The organism is Clostridium sp. C8 (assembly GCF_001010885.1).
Taxonomy (GTDB): domain Bacteria; phylum Bacillota; class Clostridia; order Clostridiales; family Clostridiaceae; genus Clostridium; species Clostridium sartagoforme.
Genome location: NZ_LBMX01000091.1, coordinates 44,584 through 66,905, shown reverse-complemented (window position 1 = coordinate 66,905; position 22,322 = coordinate 44,584). Strand labels below are relative to the sequence as shown.

Genomic DNA, 22,322 nt, shown 5'->3' with positions numbered 1-22,322 from the left:
CTTTTTTATTTTTAAGTTATTATGATCTTATAGTTAGTGTAAAATAACAAATTATAAAAGTATTAAATATAAAATTAGTAAATTATTAAAAATAATTCATAAAAAATATTTTATCAAGAATTATCAGAAAATTCATTAAAAGGATATTGACAGTTAAAAGGGAAAAGGTTTACAATAAAATTGAAAGTAAATACTTACATACTATAAAATTATTGAAATGGAGGATTAATATGATTAATGTAGGAATAGTAGGGTTAGGACTTTATATACCAGAAACTAAAATGACAGCAAAAGAGATTTCAGAAGCAACAAATGGTATTTGGAGTGAAGAAGCTGTAATAAAAAAATTAGGAATAGTAGAAAAGACTATACCAGGAGAAAGTGATGGAACTCAAGAGATGGGAGTAAAGGCAGCTTTAGATGCACTAAAAGATGCTAATATGTCTCCAGAAGAAATAGATGTAATTTTATGTATGGGAGAGGAGTGGAAGGAGTATCCACTTACAACATCAGCTCTTTATATACAAGGAAAAATAGGAGCAAAAAATGCATGGGGAATAGATGTTCAAAATAGATGTTGCACAACAGTATCTGCATTAAAAATAGCTAAAGATATGCTTTTAGCAGATGAATCAATAAATACCATTATGGTAGTTGGAGGATATAGAAACGGAGACTTTGTTGATTATTCTGATTCAAACATGTCAATGATGTACAACCTATCAGCTGGGGGAGGTGCAATAATATTAAAGAAAAATGCAGGCAAAAATATTTTACTAGGATCACATATAAAAGCAGATGGAACCTTTTCAAGGGATGCAGGGGTAGAAATAGGTGGAATAGCAAATCCATTCAATTCAAATAATGTTGAAGAAGGATATAAGTCATTAAGACTAATGGATCCAAAACATATGAAAGATGGATTAAATGCAGTTTCAATGCCAAATTGGTTTGAATGTATTGATAAAGCTTTAGAAAAATCAGGATTAAAAAGAGAAGATATAGATTATCTTGCAGTACTACATTTTAAAAAATCTATGCATGATTTTATGCTAAAAGAACTAGGGCTAAAAGATGAGCAATCAATTTATTTATCAGATTACGGACATATGGGACAAGTAGATCAAATATTATCATTAAAACTTGCATTAAAAGATGGAAAGGTAAAGAAGGGTTCGGTAGTATTGATGATAGCTGCTGGAATCGGCTATGTATGGTCGGCAAACGTAATAAAATGGGGAGAGTGTTAAAGCATGGATACATTTTTTCAAATATTATTTAGTAGTTTAGAAACTGGAAGCGTTTATGCCTTGGCTGCACTTGGAATAATAATAATTTTTAGAACAAGTAAAACTACTAATTTTGCACAAGGTTCAATAGGAATGTTCAATGCTTTTGCTGCAACATTTGCTTTAATTCATTTTGGATTACCGTCATGGGGAGCAGCTATAATTGGAATGATTGCAGCTTTTGTATCTGGGGTATTAGTAGATATCATAATTATTAGAAAAGCTAAAAAGACATCAGCAGTAGGAAAGCAAATTATAACTTTTGGAATAATAATGCTATTTTTAGGAATAGCACCAATGATATTTGGTTCAACACCACTAAATTTTCCTAAATTCATAGAAAGTGGAGCAGTTAATATATTCGGAGCATCTATATCTTATAATGCATTATTAAATATAATAGTTGGACTAATTATAATGGCAGTACTATTTTATTTTTTACAGAATACAAAATGGGGACTTGCTGTAAGAGTTACAGCATCTAATGAACAAACAGCTAGATTAATGGGAGTACCTACTTCATTAGTAACAATGGGAGCTTGGGCAATAGCTGCAGCATTAGGAACATTAGCAGCTTTAATGCTTGCACCAGCAATAACTGTAAATGTATCTATGATGGATAATGTTCAAACTAATGCACTTATAGCCTGTGTACTAGGTGGATTCCAAACCTTCTATGGCCCAGTACTTGGAGCATATATAATTGGACTTGGTAGAAATGTACTTATATATTATGTTTCATCAACCTGGGGGGAGCCTATATTATTTACTTTAATTTTACTATTTATAGTTCTAAGACCGAATGGAATAATAGGCAAGAAAATAATAAAGAAGGTATAGGAGGCGCAAAAGTATGAAAAAACTATTTGAAAATAGATATAGTAAATATATTCTGCTTGGAATTATATTAGCATCATTACCATTATTACAAGATATGGGAATTATAAAAAGTTCAACTATAACTACTTTTGGAACAATACTATTTTATGCAATAGTAGCTGTAGGATTAAATGTTCTTTTAGGATATTCAGGTTTAATATCATTAGGTACTGCAGGATTTATGGGGCTTGGTGCATATTTATCTGCATACTTAACTCAAGATCTAAAATTACCATTTCTGGTTTCATTAATAATATCAATAATAGTTCCTTTAATAATAGGACTTTTAATAGGACTTGTATCATTAAGGATTTCAGGAATGTATCTAGCGATAGCAACCTTAGCAGTATCAGAAATATTTAAAAAGATATTCATTGAATTTGATAATATAACAGGAGGATTTTCGGGGAAAACAGCTTCATATCCAGAAATTTTTGGATTTGGCTTAAATAGGGATACAACGTTCATATTGATTGTAGTTATATTAATCATAGTCATGATACTTACAGATAATTTTATACATTCATCAACAGGAAGAGCACTACTTACAATGAGAGTTAGTGAGCCAGCTGCTCAAGCTATGGGAATTAATTTATTAAAATACAAACTTACAGCATTCGCAATAGCAACAGTATATGCATCTTTAGGAGGAGTGTTATACGTTCATTTTATAAGATTTTCTTATCCAGCCACATGGAATTTACTTTTATCTCTACAAATACTAGCGGTAATAGTTATTGGAGGGTTAAGAACTATTACGGGCCCTATTATAGGTTCAATAATAGTATTTGGAGTGCCAGAATTAATATTAAAGCAGCTTCCGGTAATAGGTAGTATAGATGGACTTGCTTATATTTTTACAGGAATATTAATAATCATCGTAATACTATTTTATCCACACGGATTGATCTATATAGGAAAAGATATTAAAAAATATATTAATAAGAAGAAGGTGAAAGTAAATGAGCTTAATGCAAACACTTAAGGTTGAAAATTTATCAATAGCATTTGGAGGGTTAAAAGCTGTTGATGATTTAAGCTTTCATATAAATCAAGGAGAAATATATGGATTAATAGGACCAAATGGGGCAGGTAAAACTACTGTATTTAATTGCATAACTCAATTTTATAAGCCTAATAGTGGAAAAGTAATATTTAAAACAATAGAAGATAAAGATGTAAATTTAGTAGAAAAAAGTACTCATGACATTATAAGGCTTGGCTTAGTTAGAACATTCCAGAATGTTGAGGTTATTCAAGATTTAAGTTTATTAGAAAATCTACTTATAGGAGCACATATTGCTTATAAGTCAGGACTATTTTCTAATTCATTAAGAACTAGAAAGTCTAAAAAGGAAGAAGAAAAAAATATAGAAAAGGCAGAAAAAATTTTAGAATTCTTAGGAATCGAAAGTAAGAAAAATGAACTTGCAGGTGGACAACCTTATGGAATATTAAAAAAGATAGAACTAGGAAGAACTCTTATGAGCAACCCTAAATTAATAATTCTAGATGAACCTGCAGCCGGACTAAATGATACTGAAACTTTAGAATTAGCAAAATTAATTAGGAATATAAGAGATGAATACAAATGTAACATTTTATTAGTAGAACATGATATGAGACTTGTAATGGATATCTGTGATCGAATATGTGCAATATCTTTTGGAAAAAAATTAGCTGAAGGAACTCCAAAGGAAATTCAATGTAATAAAGATGTTCAAGAAGCTTATTTAGGAAAGGAGGAGTAAGATGGATAAAATAGTGTTAAAAATTAATAATCTTACTGTTTCTTATGGAAGTATAAAAGCCTTAAAAGGAATAGATATAGAGGTTCCAGAAGGCCAAATAGTTGCCTTACTTGGAGCAAATGGTGCTGGTAAAACAACTACTTTAAAGACTATATCTGGAATAGTAGAAGCAGAAAGTGGAAGTATAGAGTTTTGTGAAAAAAACATAACTAATTTATCAGCAGAAAAAATTACATCTTTAGGAATCGTTCAATCACCAGAAGGGAGACAAGTTTTTCCTGATATAACAGTTGAAGAAAATTTAAGAATAGGTGCATTTACAGTAAAGAAGAAAAAAGAAATAGAACGCAATTTTGAAAGAGTATATAGATATTTTCCAATATTAAAAGAAAGAAGAAAACAAATAGCAGGAACCTTAAGTGGAGGAGAACAACAAATGCTTGCAATAGCAAGAGCACTAATGGCAAGTCCAAAGCTACTACTTTTAGATGAGCCATCTTTAGGATTAGCTCCACTTATAGTAAAAAATATATTTGAAATTGTAAAAGAGATAAATCAAGAAGGAACAACGGTGCTAATAATTGAGCAAAATGCTCTTCAAACATTAAAGATAGCGGACTATGCTTATGTATTAGAGGTTGGAGAAATAAATATGAAAGGAAAAGCTGGTGAATTAATTCAAGATAAGAGATTATTAGAGGCTTATCTTGGAGGAGAGTAAAGTTTTTAGGGAGTAATCCTTAATATAATTAAAAATAAAAATAATGTATGGAGGGAATTTTTATGAGAAAAAAAATTGCATTGCTTTTAGCTTCGCTTACTTTAACAATGACTTTTGCTGGTTGTGGCAAAAAAGAGGAAGCAGCACAAGGTGTTACTGAAACATCAATAAAGGTAGGAAATAGTATAGCTACTTCAGGAGCATTTGCTCCAGTAGGAGTTCCATTTAAAGCTGGTATTGAAGCTTACTTTAAGATGGTAAATGAAGGGGGAGGAGTTAAAGGAAGAAAAATAGAATATGTTCATCAAGATGACGAGTTCAATCCAGAAAAAGGAAAAGCTATTTTAGATAAGCTTGTAAATGATGAGAAAGTATTTGCTATAGTAGGGCACTTTGGAACTCCAGTTGTAGGAGCAACACTAGATGACCTTAAAGAAATAGGCATCCCTTCAGTTTATTTTGCTACAGGTACAGGAATATTATATAACGAAAATGCTACAAAAGGTGAAGGTGATAATATATTTCCAGTACAACCTGTATATCCAATGGAAGGTCGTATAATGGCTGCTTGGGCAAAGGGAGAATTTAAGGCAGACAAAATAGGTGTAATCTACACTAATGACGATGCAGGTAAGGATTTAGTTAAGGGTGTTGAAACAGAAGCTAAAAACATGGGCGGAGTTGAAGTTATAAGTGAGCAAGTTGCGCCAGGAGCAGAAGATGTTTCAGCAGCAGTAACTAAAATTAAGAACTCAGATGTAGATGCAATAATAATAGCTGGGATTCAAGGAACTTTCCCTCAAATAGCTAAAGAACTAGCTAAGCAAGGAAATACAAAACCAGCTATAACTACTTACGTAAATGGCGATAAAACAATGGTTGAAGCAATAAAATCAGATGTAGCTGATAAATTTGAAATTTATAGTAATTGTTGGGTAGATGTAACAACTCCAGCAATGGCAGAATTTCAAAAATGGGTTAAACAAGCATCAACTGAAGATTTTTCAGCAAATGCGTATGCTATGACTGGTTGGATAGCGGCTGATTTCTTTGTAAAAGGCTTAGAAAAAGTCGATGGAGAAATAACTTGGGAAAATTATATAAAGGCTATGGAAAAAGAGCCAATAAAGAATCCTTTTGGAGGTAACATAGATTTTGCGGATGGCAAGAGACTTGGTACACAAGAAATGTCTTTAGTAAAAATGGATATAAAAAGTGCAATAGGTTGGTCTCCATATATTGGATTTAAGAGTATAAATGATATATTAGGAAAATAAATTATCTTTATGTTTTGTCTATCAGCCAAGAAACACATAAGAAATCTTGGCTGATAGTATAAAAAACTTATAGGAGGGTTTAATATGTTACAAACAGTTAAATCAAAAGACGTAATTAATGGGAAATATATAACTATTGAAGAGGCATTAGGCAAAATAAAAACTGGAGATATTATAGTTTCTGCTCTTGCAGCAGCAGAACCAAGAGAAATATTAAGAAATTTGCATAATATATCTGATAGAGTGAAAGATGTTACAGTAACAACATGCTTACCTATAGAAATGGCAGAATATTTTATAAATCCAAGCTATAAAGAATCATTTAAAATGGATGGATGGTTTTATACCGCAGCAATGAGAAAAGCACATGGGAATGGAAATATTTCATTTATACCCAACCATTTACATTTAGCCGCAATAAAAAGATTAGTTCATAAAAGGCCAAATATATTTATAGGAACTGCAACTATGCCAGATAAACATGGATATGTTTCTTTATCTTTAAGCAATGTATATGAAAAAAGAATGATAGAGGAAGCAGAGTTAGTAATTTTAGAGATAAATCCAAACTATCCAAGAACCTTTGGAGATGTAGAGGTTCATATAAATGATATAGATTATATGATAGAAACAAATTATGATGTTCCAGAACTTTTAGATGTTGAGCCAAATGAAAAAGATTTAAGGATAGGTAAGTTTATATCAGATAGGATTAATGATGGTGATTGTATTCAACTAGGAATTGGTGGAATACCTAATGCAGTTGCAGCTTCATTAGTTAACAAAAAGGACTTGGGAATTCATACGGAAATGTTTACAACAGGTATGATGAAACTTGTAAAATCAGGTGCAGTAAATGGCAAAAATAAAAATTTATATAAAGGAAAACATATAGCAGCTTTTGCTCTTGGAACAAAAGAATTGTATGACTTTATAAATGATAATCCATCAGTTATGATAATGGATGGACATTGGACAAATGATCCATATATAATTGGATTAAATGATAATCAAGTTTCTATAAATACAACAATAGAAATAGACTTAACAGGACAATGTGCGTCAGAATCAATAGGAACAATACAATTTAGCGGAACTGGCGGACAAGCAGATACAGCAATAGGAGCACAAAGATCAAAAAATGGACGTTCTTTTATAGCTTTGTATTCAACAGCTATGGTTAAAAATAAGGACACTGGTGAAAGAGAAGAAATATCGAAAATAGTTCCATTTTTAAAACCAGGGGCAGCTGTAAGTTTATCAAGAAATGATGTTGATATGGTTGTTACTGAATATGGAATAGCAGAATTAAGAGGAACTACTATTAGTGAGAGAGTTTATAGATTAATAAATATAGCTCATCCAAAATTTAAGGAAGAACTTTTAAATAGTGCAAAGAGGCTAGGTCTAATTTAGAAAAGTTTAATTGGGGGTGTTAATATGCCTTTTATAAAATATAATGAAAAAAACATTTATTATGAAGTTCATGGAGAAGGAGAAGTTATAGTAATTTTAAATGGTATAATGATGTCACATATGAGTTGGAAAGCTTTTATTCCAGAACTCAGTAGAAATAATAAAGTTGTACTTTTAGATTTTCTAGATCAAGGAAAATCAGACAAAATGGATAGCTTATACAAACAAGATTTACAAGTTGAAGTAGTCAAGGCAGTAATAGATAAACTAGAATTAAATAAAATTAATTTATTCGGAATATCCTATGGAGGAGAAGTAGCACTTCAATTTGCACTAAAGTACAAAAATTTATTAAATAAATTAATATTATTTAACACTACAAGTAACACAAATTCATGGCTCCAAGATATTGGAAGAGGATGGATTAATGCAGCGGAAACAAAAGATGCAGAAACATTTTATAATGTAACAATACCAATAATATATTCACCAAGTTTTTATAATAAAAATATAGATTGGATGAATAAAAGAAGAGAAATTTTATATAAAGTATTTAAAGAAGACTTTCTTATATCGATGATAAGACTTATAAAAAGTGCAGAAGGATATGATGTTAAAGAAAAGCTAAATAAAATTGATATAAGTACATTAATAGTAAGCAGTGAATATGATTTTATAACTCCAGTTGCAGAGCAGGAGGATATTTACAAAGGTATTCCTAATTCCCAATATATATTAATAAGAGAATGTGGGCATGCATCTATGTATGAAAAGCCTAATGAATTTATTAACATATTAAAAGGATATTTATTTGTTGAGAAAGAAATAAAAATAGTATAATATAGTAATATAAAGAATGTAAGAGAGTACTTACTATATAACTAAACTGCTGAAAGGGAGAAAAATAATGAAATACAACAATGATACAAGTAAAAAGATAATGAAAGTGGCATTAAAGTTATTTTCTGAGCAGGGATATTATCCGACTACAACAAAGCAAATAGCAGAGGAAGCAGGAGTAAATGAATTAACTATTTTTAGGCATTTTGGGTCAAAAAGTAACTTGTTTCAAGTAACTACGGAACATTATGTAGTAGATTCTCATGTTGATTATATATTAAATGATACAGAAGAATTAAATTTTGAAGATAGTATGATGTTAATTTCAAAGAGAATTTATGATTTACTTGTTCAAAATACTAAACTTTATAAAGTTCAAATGAAGCTTGCAGATAATGAAAAAGATTTTGTTAAACTTAAGCTTTCAAGAAAGTTAATAAGTGTTCTTATTGAATACTTTATAAAATTAAATGAAGAAAATATAACAAAGGGAAATCCGGAGATAATGGCTGTAACATTAATTAATAGCCTTTTAGGAGCATTTACAGTTGAGCTATTAAGTGATAACACCATAACAAAAATATCATGGGAAGATTTAGTTAAAGAACATACAAGACAATTTATTGCATTATATAAATTATAATCAATATTCTACAATTAGAAATTCATACAAAATTTAAAAAATATATTAATAAATAAAATTAATTAATCTTACTCCAAAAGGAAGGATTAATTTTTTTAAAACAATATGTAAGTAAGTACTTACAAATATGGAGGGTTAAAATGTTAAGATTAGAAAATAAAATTGCTATAGTTACAGGAGCATCTCAAGGAATTGGAAGATGTATTGCAGAGACCTTTGCTAGAGAAGGAGCTAAAGTAATAGCTGTTGATATGAATAAGTTACCTTATGAAAATAAGAATATATATGGATATGAAGTAAATGTTACAGATAGAAATGGAATAAAAGTATTTTTTGATACTATAATAGAGAAATTTGGACGAGTAGATATTTTAGTTAATAATGCAGGAATAACTAGAGATGCATTAATTCAAAAAATGACAGAAGAAATGTGGGATTTAGTTATAAATGTTAATTTAAAGGGATTATTTAATATTGCACAATTAGTAGGACCTCACATGATGGAACAAGGGATAGGTTCAATAATTAATATAGCATCTATAGTTGGTGAGTATGGTAATGTTGGACAAACTAATTATGCTGCAACAAAAGCAGGTGTAATAGGAATGACAAAGACTTGGGCTAAGGAATTTGCAAGAAAAGGGGCAAAGGTAAGAGTTAATTCAGTAGCACCCGGCTATATAAATACAGATATGATGAAAACTGTACCAGAAAAGGTATTAGAGAATATGAGAGGAAAAACTATGCTTGGAAGACTTGGAGAGCCAGAGGAAATTGCAAATGCAGTTTTATTCTTAGCTAGTGATGAATCATCATATATAACAGGACATAATTTATCAGTTAATGGTGGAATGAGATTGTAGGAGGATGAATATGAGAGATGTAGTTATAGTATCAGCAGTAAGAACTCCAATTGGAAGTTTTGGAGGAAGTTTATCTAAGTTTACTGCTGTAGATTTAGGAGTATTTGCAGCTAAGGAAGCTATAAAGAGAGCAAAGATAAACCCAGAAGAAATAAATGAAGTATTAATAGGAAATGTTCTTGGGAGTGGGCTTGGGCAAAATATAGCAAGACAAATATCAGTAAAGTCAGGAATTCCAGTTGAAGTACCAAGTATGACATTAAATAAACTTTGTGGATCAGGGCTCAGATCAATTACCTTAGCAGTACAAGAAATCATGCTAGGAGATGCTGATGTGATTTTATGCGGAGGAACTGAAAGTATGAGTAATGCCCCATATATAATTCCTTCAGCTAGGTTTGGACAAAGAATGGGACATGGGAAATTAGTAGATACGATGATAGAAGATGGATTAACAGATGCTTTTAATAAATATCACATGGGTATAACAGCAGAAAATATAGCAGAAAAATGGAACATATCAAGAGAAGAACAAGACAAATTTGCCGTAGAAAGCCAAAGAAAGGCAATAGAAGCTCAAGAGTTAGGAAAATTTAATGAGGAAATAGTTAAAATTGAAATTCCAAATAAAAAGGGAGAACCTAGTATATTTGATAAAGATGAGTATATAAAGCCAGGTGTAACTTTAGAGAAATTAAGTAAGTTAAAAACTGCTTTTAAGAAAGATGGTACTGTAACGGCAGGAAATGCATCAGGAATCAATGATGGAGCAGCTATTCTTATAGTAATGAGTAAAGAAAAAGCAGATAATTTAGGATTAAAATCATTAGCAACGATAAGAGGATATGGTTCAGCGGGAGTAGATCCATCAATAATGGGCTATGGACCTGTGCCAGCAACTAGAAATGCTTTAAAAAAGGCAAATTGGACAGTAAAGGATTTAGATTTAATTGAAGCTAATGAAGCCTTTGCAGCACAATCAATTTCAGTAGTCAATGATTTAGAATTAGATTTATCTAAAGTTAATGTAAATGGCGGAGCAATAGCATTAGGACATCCTATAGGTTGTTCAGGTGCCAGAATAGTGGTTACATTACTTCATGAAATGCAAAGAAGAGATGCTAAAAAAGGATTAGCCACACTTTGCATAGGCGGAGGAATGGGAACTGCAATATTGGTTGAAAGAGAGTAATAGGAGGATAGGATTAATATGAAAGGTAAAACTATAAATGAAATAAATTTAGGAGATAAATCTAGTTATAGCAGAACAGTATGTGAGGCTGATGTAATTTTATTTGGAGGTGTGAGTGGTGATTTAAATCCAGCACATTTCAATGAAGAATATTCTAAAGACACTATGTTTAAGGGAAGAATAGCTCATGGTATGTTATCAGCTGGATATATATCAACTGTTCTTGGAATGCAGCTTCCTGGTCCAGGAACTATATATCTTTCACAGGAATTAAAATTTACATCTCCAGTTAGATTTGGAGATACTATAACAGCAACAGTGGAAGTTATTGAAAAATTAGAAGAAAAAAATAGAATAACTCTTGAAACAATTTGTACAAACCAAAGAGGCGAAGTTGTAGTTAAAGGAAAGGCCGTAGTAATGCCTCCTAAATAATATTTTTACAACTTATATATAGTCTTTATAAAAATATCCTAACATTAGGGGGAAAGACATGGAACTTTTAAATAAATTATATGAACTTGCTAAAGAGAATATAAAGAAGATTGTTTTACCAGAAGGAGAAGAGGAAAGAACTATATTAGCTGCTAGTAAAATAAAAGATATAAATGTAGCACATCCTATATTAATTGGTAATTATGAAACTATTTTAAATAAGGCAAAAAAATTAAATGCAGATATTGATGAAATAGATATAATAGATCCAGAAAAATCAGATAAACTTCAATATTATATAGAGAAGTTTTACGAGTTAAGAAAAAATAAGGGAGTGACTATAGAAAAAGCTAAGAGCATAGTTAGGGATCCGCTATATTTTGGTACAATGATGGTAAAATGTAATGATGCAGATGGAATGGTATCGGGAGCAATTCATACAACAGGAGATTTATTAAGACCGGGGCTTCAAGTAATAAAAACTTTAAAAGGTGTTTCAGTAGTATCGAGTTTCTTTATAATGATGGTTCCTAATTCATGTTATGGAGAAGAAGGGATGTTATTATTTGCTGATTGTGCTGTAAATCCAAATCCAGATTATAAAGAACTTGCAGAAATAGCAATAGCAACAGCAGATACAGCAAGAAATGTTTGTAAAATAGAGCCAAGAGTTGCAATGTTAAGTTTTTCAACTATGGGATCAGCAGATCATGAAACAGTGGAAAAAGTAAGAATGGCAACAGAACTAGCTAAGAATATGAGACCAGATTTATTAATTGATGGAGAATTACAGCTAGATTCTGCAATAGTACAAAAAGTTGCAAAGCAAAAAGCACCAAATAGTAGTGTAGCTGGAAGAGCTAATGTTTTAATATTTCCAGATTTGCAATCAGGTAATATAGGATACAAACTTGTACAAAGATTTGCTAATGCTGAAGCTATAGGACCGATATGTCAAGGGTTTGCTAAACCTATAAATGATTTATCTAGAGGGTGCTCAGTAGAGGATATAGTAAATGTAGTAGTTTTGACTTCTGTACAATCCCAATCAAAAATTACATTGTAGTAGAGGTGAAGATAAAATATGAAAATACTAGTTATTAATTGTGGAAGTTCATCATTAAAATATCAACTAATAGAGATGAATACTGAGGAGGTTATGTGCCAAGGTTTAGTTGAAAGAATTGGCTTAGCTGACTCTGTATTAACTCATAAGAATCCTATTGGAAAAAAGTATGTTGTAAATGGAAAATTCACAAATCATAAAGAGGCTATTAATATAGTTCTGGAAACATTGCTGGATAAAAAATATGGTGTTATACAAGATATAAATGAAATTTATGCTGTAGGCCATAGAGTAGTTCATGGTGGAGAAAAATATTCTAATTCAGTTCTTATAGATGATGAAGTTTTATGTCATTTAGAGGAATGTATAAAATTAGCACCAATTCATAATCCACCTAATATAACAGGAATAAAAGCATGTAAAGAATTAATGCCAAATACTCCTATGATAGCAGTATTTGATACTGCATTCCATCAAACTATGCCACAGGAAGCTTATATATATCCTATAGAGTATAGTTTGTATGAGAAATATGGTATAAGAAAATATGGATTTCATGGAACTTCTCATAAATATGTTTCACAAAAGCTTGGAGAAGTATTAAACAGAGATATTAAAGATATGAAAATAATTAGTTGTCATTTAGGAAATGGAGCTAGTATATGTGCAATAAAAGATGGTAAATCTATAGATACTTCTATGGGCTTTACTCCTCTTGCTGGAATAGCTATGGGAACAAGATGCGGTAATATTGATCCATCAATATCCACATTCTTAATTGAGGAGTGTGGATATACGCCAGAAGAAGCAAGTGATTCTCTTAATAAAAAGTCAGGAGTATTAGGGATATCTGGAGTTAGTTCAGATTTTAGAGATTTAGAAAAATCTGCATTAGAGGGAAATAGAAGAGCAAAATTAGCTTTAGATATTTTTTATTACAGAATAAGAGGTCAAATAGCTGCTTATGCTGCACATATGGGTGGAGTAGATGCAATTATCTTCACAGCAGGTATAGGTGAAAATTCAAGTATAACAAGAAAATCTTGTTTAGAAGGAATGGATTTCTTAGGAATAAAAATTGATGATAAGTGGAATGACGTAAGAGGAGAGATAGTTGAAATAAGTACTGAAGATTCTCAAGTTAAAGTATTTGTTATTCCAACTAACGAAGAACTAATGATAGCAAATGAAACATTAGAAGTTCTAAATAATATTTAGCTCTCAATACTTATATATAAAAGGATGTAGATATATAGTTTTATTAGATAACTAATAAAAACCCCTTAAACTACATCCTTTATTTTTACTTATAAATTAAATTAGTATTCAAACTTAATATTTAGCTTTTAATGTCTGTATATTAAGTTTTAGATATTTACCATTGTCCAGGGTATGCAATAACATTGACTGTAACTGTTCTTCGACCAAAAGCAAAGCATTCTTCATTAGAATTCATATAAACATCTATTTTATTTCCTTTAATTGCGCCGCCTGTATCTGAAGCAATAGCATAGCCATAACCTTCAACATAAACTTTAGAACCTAAAGGAATAACACTTGGATCAATAGCAACTGTGCTTAATCCATTAGGATCACGGACAGGCTTAAGACCCATTGCAGTAATGCCATGTCCAGTATAAGCTGTTGCAATCATAGAATATGTAGATAAATACCCACTGGAATTTTCCACTGAATTGGAAGTTGCCTGATTACTTTCGCTTAAAGAAATTATATAATTACCAGAATCAATAGCAGCATTTACTAAATCTATGACATAATTACTGTTAAGTTGAGGCAACATATATTGTAGTGTATTAATAGCATTTTGAATTTCAGAAATTGATGAGGAATCTGAGTTTATAATTGACAATGGATAAGAAACTAAATTTTCTTCATTTACTTCAATTATAGCCATAATTTCATCTTTTCTTGAGTTTAATTCATCTAAAAGTTTTTGTTGAGTTTCTTTTTTATTATTTACTTCATTTAAATTAGTTTCAATAGATTTTTTTAATTGAAGCAAATTATCTTGTTTTTTTTGAATTTCATTTGCATTTTTATCAAGAGATTCTCTTTTCTCATTTACTTCTAAAATCATTTCTTTGTCTACTGAAATTATTTTACTCATGGTTTGGACTCTATCCAACATATCAAATATATTTTCAGAAGTTATTAAATAAACAATCATATCTGTAGCCATATTACTTTTATACATGGAACGAACACGTCCATCAATAGTTTTTTGCTTGTCCTCAATTTCTAGCTTTGCTTCTTCAATTTTATGGTTAATAGTTGTTATTTCATTTTCAGTATCTTGGATTTCAGAGTTATTTTCATCTAGCTTAGAATTAAGACCTTCTATTTCAATATTTAATTTAGCTATTTCAGTATCTAGCTCTAAAGTATCCTCATCTAATTGTTCATATTTAACTTTATTATCTTGGATAACTTGTGTTTCCGAAGAATTAGGTTCTGCAAATGCTATATTAGTATTATTTAAAAGTAACAATAATACCATGCTTGCAGATAATAAAGTTCTTTTTGCCAAAATATACACCTCCAATTAAAATCAAGCAAAGGCTACATTCAATTATATGATGGATTTCATATAATATTCTTTGATATTTTATATCCTACAATAAATATCAAAGATTGGCAAGTTTGTAATAGAAAAGTCACAAAGCAATTTATTAGCGAATAGTGAAAGAGTGAAAAGTTAATGATTTTTTCCTCAACTCTTTCACTCTTCACTTTTTCATTCTTTCATTTTCAGTGGGTTTTATTTCATAAGTCTAACTAATATTGCTTTTTGAACATGAAGTCTATTTTCAGCTTCTTCAAAAATCGTATCTGAATGTTTTTCAAGAATTTCTTCGGTTATTTCTTCTTCTCTATGAGCAGGTAAACAATGTAGTACAATAGCATCACTTTTTGCAAGAGACATAAGTTCAGAATTAACTTGATATCCTTTAAAAGCCATCATTCTTTCATTAACCTCTTTTTCTTTTCCCATACTTGCCCAAACATCAGTAATTACTACATCGGCATCTAGAACAGCTTCTCTTGGATTATTAACTATTTTGAAATTTAAATCATTATTTTTAGCGATTTCAGTACCTTTATTTATATAATAATTTGTTACCATATAGTCATCAGGTATTGCTAATGAAATATTCATTCCAACAGTCAAGCAGCCAATAATAAGAGATTGAGCCATATTATTTCCATCACCTATATAAGCAACTTTTAATCCATCTAAAATATTTTTCTTTTCTCGTATAGTCATTAAATCAGCTAAAACTTGACAAGGGTGTTCGTCATCTGTAAGCCCATTTATTATAGGAATATTTGAACATTCAGCTAAACTTTCTACTTCATTTTGAGAGAATGTTCTTATCATTATTCCATTTAAATACCTAGATAATACCCTAGCTGTATCTTGGATAGGTTCCCCACGTCCAATTTGCAAATCATTTGAACTTAAAAATAATGGGTAACCTCCAAGTTGATACATACCAACTTCAAAAGAAACTCTAGTTCTAGTCGAAGATTTCTCAAAAATCATTCCAAGTGTTTTTCCTTTAAGATGATGATGTGTAATATTATGCTTTAATTCATATTTTAATTGATCCCCAAGATTTAAAATATCAAGAATTTCATCCTTAGATAAATCCTCCAGTTTCAATAAGTCTTTATTCATTAAAAGCCCCCCTTTTTTTATTAACAATTGATATAAAATGCGAATATAAAGGCTACGATAAATAGATATGTTTCATAAGCTAAATAGCTACGAAAAGAAGTACTAGGATCGGAGAACTGCTATGCCAAGAGTTTTGGTTGAACTCGCTGCGCTCAGACAAACCAACAACACTAAGGCAGAGTAGTTCTTCCTTCACCAAGTACTTCTAATTTCTCGCTATATGCTTATTTCACATATTCTATTTACCTTCGCCAACTTATATTAAGAATTTAAATTAATAATAAATTAAGTTATTTGTAAAAATAATTGGTGAGTGACATTAAAATTTATTTAAGTGTAGCAAACTATAATTGAGCCTGTTACCTGACACCTGTTCCCTATAAAATCAAAACAACTGTGAACTGTGCGCTGTGAACTGTATAAATTGCTTCGCAATTTTTTTTACAGTTGTGAATTAAATAAAAATTGATTTTAGTATTTCCACTGCTTTCTTAATTTCATCTTTTGTTATTACAAGAGGTGGAAGTAGTCTAACTACGTTTTTACCAGCAGTTAGTAGTAGAAGCCCTTTTTCTAATGCTTTTTGTTGTATTTCTGATGATGGTATTTCTGTTTCTATTCCTATCATCAGTCCTTTGCCCCTTATATCTTTAATTAAATTAGAATTTATATTCTTTAGTGAATTCATAAGATATTCACCATTTTCGGTGATTTCATTTAATTTCTCTTGAGTACATATATTGTTTAAAACTACTAATGCACCAGCACAAGCTACTGGATTTCCACCAAAGGTTGTACCATGATCACCGGTTTTGAAAACATTTGACAAATTTTCATTACATAAAAATCCTCCAATAGGTAATCCAGCTCCAAGTCCTTTAGCTATAGTTACAATATCAGGCTTGATATTGTAATGTTCATATCCAAATAGCTTTCCAGTTCGTCCTATTCCACATTGAACTTCATCAAAAATCATAAGAATGTCCTGTTTGTTGCATATTTTATAAACTTCATTTACAAATTCATAGTCAAGGGGATAAACTCCACCTTCACCTTGAATTGATTCCATAATAACTGCACAAACATCATTAGAAAGCTTTTCTTTAAAATCTTCTATATCATTTGCACTAAAGTAGTCAAAACCTTCAACAAAAGGGAAGAAGTAGTTATGAAATTTATCTTGTCCAGTAGCAGTTAAGGTTGCTAATGTTCTTCCATGAAAGGACTGTTTTAATGTTAATATTTTATTTCTTTTATTTCCATACTTATCAAAGCTATATTTTCTAGCTAATTTAATAGCACCTTCATTTGCTTCAGCTCCAGAATTGCAAAAGAATACCTTACTCATATCAGATAGACTAGTTATTTTATCAGCCAGATTTAAAGTTGTTTTATTTAAAAATATATTTGATATATGTTGTAGAGTAGAAGCAGCATTACTAACGGCTTCAACCCATTTTGAATTATAATAACCAAGACTATTTACACCAATTCCACTTGTAAAATCTAAATATTCATTGTTTTTATCATCATAAAGAAAACATCCATTTCCTTTAATTAAATTTACAGGTAGATATGAGTAAGTAGACATTAAAGATAAATCAGTTGACATATAAAAACCTCCTAATATATCATTGTTCCTATACCTTCTTTTGAAAGAAGTTCTAATAGTATTGAGTGGGGAAGTGTGCCATCTATTATATGTGCCTTTTTCACTCCCATTCTTACAGCTTCTACACAGCAATCTATTTTAGGAATCATTCCATTTTTAATTATTCCATCCATTTGTAGTTTTTTCACTTCATGTGGTTTTAAGGATGATATTAATGTAGATTCATCACTTGGATCTATCATTAATCCAGGAACGTTTGTTAATAAAACTAATTTCTCAGCTTTTAGTGCCGAGGATATTTTTGAAGCACAAATATCAGCATTTATATTATATACTTGAGTACAATCTTCACCTATTGCAATTGATCCAATTACAGGAATATAGCCAGATTCAATAGCTGTATTTATAATATTTATGTCTATACTAGTTATTTCTCCAACATATCCAAGATCAACAGATTTTTCTATTTTTTTAGCTTTAATAAATGATCCATCCATACCACAAAGGCCAAGTGCTTTTCCCCCTGTGCTTTCTATTAAGCTAACTAAGTCTTTATTAACTTTCCCACCTAAAACCATTTTTACAATTTCTACAGTTTCATTGTCTGTATATCTAAGTCCATCAATAAACTTACTTTCTTTTCCTATTTTATTTAAAAATTCTGAAATATGTGGACCTCCACCATGAACTATAACTGGTTTTATACCAACACATTGAAGTAAAACAATATCAGTTGCTACACTTTTTCTAAGTTCATCACTTGTCATTGCATTTCCACCGTATTTTATTACAACTATTTTTCCAGATAAAGATTGAATATATGGTAGTGCTTGTGTTAATACTTTTGCATGTTCAATGTAGTTCAAAATATACACACCTTTCTTTAGCTTCTATAATCGCCATTGATTTTTACATAGTCATAGCTTAAATCACAGCCCCAAGCTGTAGAAGAATATTGACCAGTATTCATATTTATATAAATAGTTATTTCATCATTTAATAATATTTCTTTTGCTTTTACCTCATCAAAGGATAATCCCATGCCACCTTTGCAAACATCTATTATTCCTACTGAACTTTTAAATGATAAATCTACTTTATTAGGATCTATGTTTATACCAGAATATCCAAGAGCACATAAAATTCGCCCCCAATTAGCATCACTTCCAAAGATAGCTGTTTTTACTAATGGTGAATTAATAACACTTTTAGACAATACTTCAGCATCTTTAAGTGATTTAGTATTGTAAACTATACATTCAATTAGTTTACTAGCACCTTCACCATCTTTAGCTATCATTTTTGCTAAAGTTATATTAAGAGTATTTAAAACCTCTAAAAATAAGTAGTAATTAGAATCTTTTTCTTGAATTTTTTTATTATTGGCTAATCCGTTAGCCATTACTAATACCATATCATTTGTGCTAGTATCTCCATCAACACTTACCCTGTTATAGCTAATTTTAGTACTTTCTTTTAAAGCTTCTTGAAGCATTTCTCCGGAAATATTCAAATCAGTAGTTATAAATGAAAGCATTGTACCCATGTTTGGTTCTATCATTCCAGAACCTTTTGCCATTGCACCTATAGTTATTTTTTTATCATCAATAGTAAATTCAAAAGCTAGCTGCTTTTTGTATGTGTCTGTTGTCATTATTGCAGTTGCAGCATCTTCATAGCCATCCTTAGATAATCTTTCAGTAAGTAATGGTATGCCATTTTTTATAGCATCTATATTAAGTGGGATGCCTATAACCCCTGTAGATGCCACTAAAACATCATTAGCTTTTAATTTAAGAGCTTTAGCTTGAAGTTCAGTCATTTTTTTAGCTTTAGCTAATCCATCCTCACCATTACAGGTATTAGCATTTCCACTATTTATTATGATGGCTTGAGCCTTTTTATTTGATAGATGATCTTTAGTTATATATATAGGAGCCCCTTTAACTTTATTTTTAGTATAAATACCAGCAGCGGTAGCTGGAACATTTGAGTATATAAGGGCTAAATCTAACTTCAAATTATTTTTTTTAAGCCCACAATGGATTCCAGATGCAAGGAAACCTTGAGGAGCAGTAATACCTTTATTATTTATTAATTGCAATTGAAAAACCCCCTTTTTATTTAGTTGGCAGTTCACAATTCACAGTTCACAGTTGTAAAGAATCAACTAAAAAAATAACTGTGCACTGTGAATTGTGAACTGTGAACTGAATTAGTTGCATGTTGCAACTAATTTAAGTCCTTCTGTTTCTTTTAATCCTAAAATAATATTCATATTTTGAATTGCTTGTCCTGCAGCGCCTTTTATCATATTGTCTATAGTACTTACTATTATTAAGCCATCATCTCTATGGTTTAAGTGTAGTGATATATTACAATTGTTAGTATATTTAACATCTTTAATAGAAGCTATATCTCCAAGTTCAAGAACATTTATAAAGGATTCATTTTTATAAAAGTCACAGTATAATTTATGAATTTCTTTAATATTAACTTCTTTATTTGGAGTACAATAAATTGTTGATAAAATACCTCTATTTATTGGAAGTAGGTGAGGAGTAAAAGTTATTTTTACTTCTTCCTCAGCTATATCTGAAAGACATTGTTCTATTTCTGGGATATGTCTATGACTTCCTATTCCATATGGGGAAAAGTTTTCGTTTAATTCAGCATAGTGTGATTTTAAAGTAAGTCCTCTACCTGCTCCAGTAGCTCCAGATTTTGAATCACAGATTATATTATCTAGTTTAATTAATGAATTTTTTAATAATGGCATTAACCCAAGCTCTATTGATGTTGGATAGCATCCAGGATTAGCAATTATTTTATGTTCTTTAATTTTTTCTCTATTATGCTCTGGTAGGGCATAAATGCTACTTTTGTGAAGATTCTTATATAAAAACTTTTTTCCATACCATCTTTCATACTCATATTCATTGTTTAATCTAAAATCAGCTCCAAGATCTATAAGGATTTTATTGTTTTTATTAACAAGTTCTGCAATTTCTTCACTAAGCCCATGAGGCAAAGCAGCAAATATTACATCACATTTTTCTATAACTTCTTCTTGATTTTCACATATTAAGTTTGTAACTCCATAAAAGTTTTTATATATAGAAGAAATTTCTTCACCTTCATAAGAAATTGAACTTATAGCTTCAATAGTAACTTTAGAATGATTTAGTAAAAGTCTAATTAATTCAGCGCCTACATATCCAGTTGCACCAATTATTCCTACTTTAAGCATTGTAATGCCTCCTTAGTACTTTCTATTGATTTTAAAAGTAAATCTAGCTGTATTTTAACTGAAGAGGAGCTAGGTCCACCTAATACTTTTCTTTCTTCAACACAAGTTGTTAAACTAATTGCTTCATATATGTCTTCTTTAAAAACAAGAGAAAACTCCTTAAGCTTATCTAATGAAAGATCATCAATTGCAATATTTTCTTTTATACAATAAAGAACTATTTCACCAACTATTTCATGAGCAGTTCTAAAGGGTACATTATTTTTCACTAAATAATCAGCAACATCTGTAGCATTTGTAAATCCCATAGAAGCGCCTTTTTTCATAGTTTCTTTGTTAATTTTTAATGTGTCTAACATTCCATTAAAAGTCCTAAGAGATATAGTTACTGTATCTAAAGCATCAAATAATGCTTCTTTATCTTCTTGCATATCTTTGTTATAAGCTAGTGGAAGTCCCTTCATAACAGTAAGAAGAGTTATTAAGTCTCCATAAACTCTTCCTGTTTTACCTCTTACTAGTTCAGCAACATCTGGATTTTTCTTTTGAGGCATAATACTACTACCTGTACTATATTCATCAGATAATTCTATAAAATTAAATTCATTAGTGGCCCAAATAATAATTTCTTCAGAAAATCTTGATAGATGCATCATTATCATAGATAAATTTGATAATGACTCTATTGCATAATCTCTATCAGAAACAGAATCTAAGCTGTTTAGTGTAATAGAAGCAAAGCCTAAATCATTTGCTACTGAAAGCCTGTCTATATTATAAGTAGAAGTTGCAAGAGCTCCACTTCCTAAAGGCATTTCATCCAATCTTTTATAGCAATCAAGCAGCCTGCTTAAATCTCTTTTAAACATTTCACAATAGGCAAGAAGATGATGAGCAAATGTAATTGGTTGTGCTTTTTGCATATGTGTATATCCAGGCATTATAGTATAAATATTTTCTTTTGCCTTTTTATAAAGTGTTTCTTGAAGAGAAATAATATCATTTGCAATATCTATAAGATATTTTTTTAGATATAGCTTAGTGTCTAAAGTAACCTGATCATTTCTACTTCTTCCAGTGTGAAGTTTTTTACCTTCTTCACCTATATAATAAGTTAAAGTTTCCTCTATAAAGCTATGAATATCTTCAGATGCTTCATTAATTTTTATAACTCCATTTTCTAATCTTTTTAAAATTGTTTCTAAACCTTCTGCTATTTTTATACTATCTTCATTAGAAATAATATTTTGTCTTCCTAACATTTTTACATGGGCTAAGCTACCAAGAATATCTTCTTTATACATTCTTGAATCTGTTCTAATTGAAGAATTAAAGTCATTAACTAATGAATTAACTCCTTTTTCAAAACGTCCACCCCAAAGCTTCAT

At 30.2% G+C, this 22,322-nt stretch carries 21 protein-coding genes; 14 read left to right on the top strand and 7 right to left on the bottom strand.

Going from position 1 to position 22,322, the window contains the following annotated elements; genetic code table 11:
* Positions 1 to 230 precede the first annotated feature (230 nt).
* The 14 genes from AAT22_RS14460 (at position 231) to AAT22_RS14395 (ending at position 13,590) form a co-directional block, all read left to right on the top strand.
* Complete coding sequence (locus AAT22_RS14460) at positions 231 to 1,250, top strand: 3-oxoacyl-ACP synthase (RefSeq protein WP_047001750.1); 1,020 nt, start codon at positions 231 to 233, stop codon at positions 1,248 to 1,250.
* 3 nt (positions 1,251 to 1,253) lie between these two features.
* On the top strand, positions 1,254 to 2,129 hold the full coding sequence (locus tag AAT22_RS14455; protein WP_047001749.1) for a branched-chain amino acid ABC transporter permease: 876 nt from the start codon (positions 1,254 to 1,256) through the stop codon (positions 2,127 to 2,129).
* 13 nt (positions 2,130 to 2,142) lie between these two features.
* Positions 2,143 to 3,153, top strand: a complete 1,011-nt coding sequence (locus AAT22_RS14450; RefSeq protein ID WP_047001748.1) for a branched-chain amino acid ABC transporter permease — start codon at positions 2,143 to 2,145, stop codon at positions 3,151 to 3,153.
* On the top strand, positions 3,131 to 3,919 hold the full coding sequence (locus AAT22_RS14445) for an ABC transporter ATP-binding protein (RefSeq protein WP_016205967.1): 789 nt from the start codon (positions 3,131 to 3,133) through the stop codon (positions 3,917 to 3,919). Before AAT22_RS14450 ends, AAT22_RS14445 begins: the two co-directional genes overlap by 23 nt.
* Before the next feature lies 1 nt (position 3,920).
* Positions 3,921 to 4,640 carry an ABC transporter ATP-binding protein gene (locus AAT22_RS14440; RefSeq protein WP_040436440.1) on the top strand — a complete coding sequence of 240 codons (720 nt, stop codon included), beginning with the start codon at positions 3,921 to 3,923 and terminating at the stop codon, positions 4,638 to 4,640.
* A 62-nt stretch (positions 4,641 to 4,702) separates the two neighbouring features.
* On the top strand, positions 4,703 to 5,917 hold the full coding sequence (locus AAT22_RS14435; protein WP_016205965.1) for an ABC transporter substrate-binding protein: 1,215 nt from the start codon (positions 4,703 to 4,705) through the stop codon (positions 5,915 to 5,917).
* An 84-nt stretch (positions 5,918 to 6,001) separates the two neighbouring features.
* Positions 6,002 to 7,333, top strand: a complete 1,332-nt coding sequence (locus tag AAT22_RS14430) for an acetyl-CoA hydrolase/transferase C-terminal domain-containing protein (RefSeq protein WP_047001747.1) — start codon at positions 6,002 to 6,004, stop codon at positions 7,331 to 7,333.
* 24 nt (positions 7,334 to 7,357) lie between these two features.
* The gene (locus tag AAT22_RS14425; RefSeq protein ID WP_047001746.1) at positions 7,358 to 8,173 is read left to right on the top strand and encodes an alpha/beta hydrolase; all 816 of its coding nucleotides are present in this window, start codon (positions 7,358 to 7,360) and stop codon (positions 8,171 to 8,173) included.
* A 67-nt stretch (positions 8,174 to 8,240) separates the two neighbouring features.
* Positions 8,241 to 8,816, top strand: coding sequence for a TetR/AcrR family transcriptional regulator (locus AAT22_RS14420; protein WP_047001745.1), 576 nt, complete (start codon positions 8,241 to 8,243; stop codon positions 8,814 to 8,816).
* A 140-nt stretch (positions 8,817 to 8,956) separates the two neighbouring features.
* The gene (locus AAT22_RS14415) at positions 8,957 to 9,679 is read left to right on the top strand and encodes a beta-ketoacyl-ACP reductase (RefSeq protein WP_047001744.1); all 723 of its coding nucleotides are present in this window, start codon (positions 8,957 to 8,959) and stop codon (positions 9,677 to 9,679) included.
* A 10-nt stretch (positions 9,680 to 9,689) separates the two neighbouring features.
* Positions 9,690 to 10,871 (top strand): acetyl-CoA C-acetyltransferase, encoded by a 1,182-nt coding sequence (locus AAT22_RS14410; RefSeq protein WP_047001743.1) that lies wholly within the window; start codon positions 9,690 to 9,692, stop codon positions 10,869 to 10,871.
* Between the two features lie 18 nt (positions 10,872 to 10,889).
* A complete protein-coding gene (locus AAT22_RS14405; RefSeq protein WP_047001742.1) occupies positions 10,890 to 11,306 on the top strand; it encodes a MaoC family dehydratase in 417 nt (138 codons plus the stop codon).
* A gap of 58 nt (positions 11,307 to 11,364) precedes the next feature.
* The gene (pta, locus tag AAT22_RS14400; RefSeq protein ID WP_047001741.1) at positions 11,365 to 12,372 is read left to right on the top strand and encodes a phosphate acetyltransferase; all 1,008 of its coding nucleotides are present in this window, start codon (positions 11,365 to 11,367) and stop codon (positions 12,370 to 12,372) included.
* A gap of 18 nt (positions 12,373 to 12,390) precedes the next feature.
* Entirely contained in the window at positions 12,391 to 13,590 is a 1,200-nt protein-coding gene (locus tag AAT22_RS14395) for an acetate kinase (RefSeq protein ID WP_016205957.1), read from the top strand.
* A 157-nt stretch (positions 13,591 to 13,747) separates the two neighbouring features.
* Here the strand turns inward: AAT22_RS14395 and AAT22_RS19575 are convergent, their stop codons facing one another.
* The 7 genes from AAT22_RS19575 to argH form a co-directional block, all read right to left on the bottom strand.
* A complete protein-coding gene (locus tag AAT22_RS19575; protein ID WP_278245067.1) occupies positions 13,748 to 14,929 on the bottom strand; it encodes a 3D domain-containing protein in 1,182 nt (393 codons plus the stop codon).
* 222 nt (positions 14,930 to 15,151) lie between these two features.
* Complete coding sequence (argF, locus tag AAT22_RS14385; RefSeq protein ID WP_047001740.1) at positions 15,152 to 16,072, bottom strand: ornithine carbamoyltransferase; 921 nt, start codon at positions 16,070 to 16,072, stop codon at positions 15,152 to 15,154.
* A gap of 454 nt (positions 16,073 to 16,526) precedes the next feature.
* Positions 16,527 to 17,684: an aspartate aminotransferase family protein gene (locus AAT22_RS14380; RefSeq protein WP_047001739.1), complete on the bottom strand. Its 1,158-nt coding sequence runs from the start codon at positions 17,682 to 17,684 to the stop codon at positions 16,527 to 16,529.
* An 11-nt stretch (positions 17,685 to 17,695) separates the two neighbouring features.
* Positions 17,696 to 18,553 (bottom strand): acetylglutamate kinase, encoded by an 858-nt coding sequence (gene argB / locus AAT22_RS14375; protein ID WP_172655027.1) that lies wholly within the window; start codon positions 18,551 to 18,553, stop codon positions 17,696 to 17,698.
* 14 nt (positions 18,554 to 18,567) lie between these two features.
* The gene (gene argJ / locus AAT22_RS14370; RefSeq protein ID WP_047001738.1) at positions 18,568 to 19,788 is read right to left on the bottom strand and encodes a bifunctional glutamate N-acetyltransferase/amino-acid acetyltransferase ArgJ; all 1,221 of its coding nucleotides are present in this window, start codon (positions 19,786 to 19,788) and stop codon (positions 18,568 to 18,570) included.
* Positions 19,789 to 19,899: 111 nt separating this feature from the next.
* Positions 19,900 to 20,934, bottom strand: a complete 1,035-nt coding sequence (gene argC / locus AAT22_RS14365) for an N-acetyl-gamma-glutamyl-phosphate reductase (RefSeq protein WP_047001737.1) — start codon at positions 20,932 to 20,934, stop codon at positions 19,900 to 19,902.
* On the bottom strand, positions 20,922 to 22,322 hold the full coding sequence (gene argH, locus AAT22_RS14360) for an argininosuccinate lyase (protein WP_016205950.1): 1,401 nt from the start codon (positions 22,320 to 22,322) through the stop codon (positions 20,922 to 20,924). Before argH ends, argC begins: the two co-directional genes overlap by 13 nt.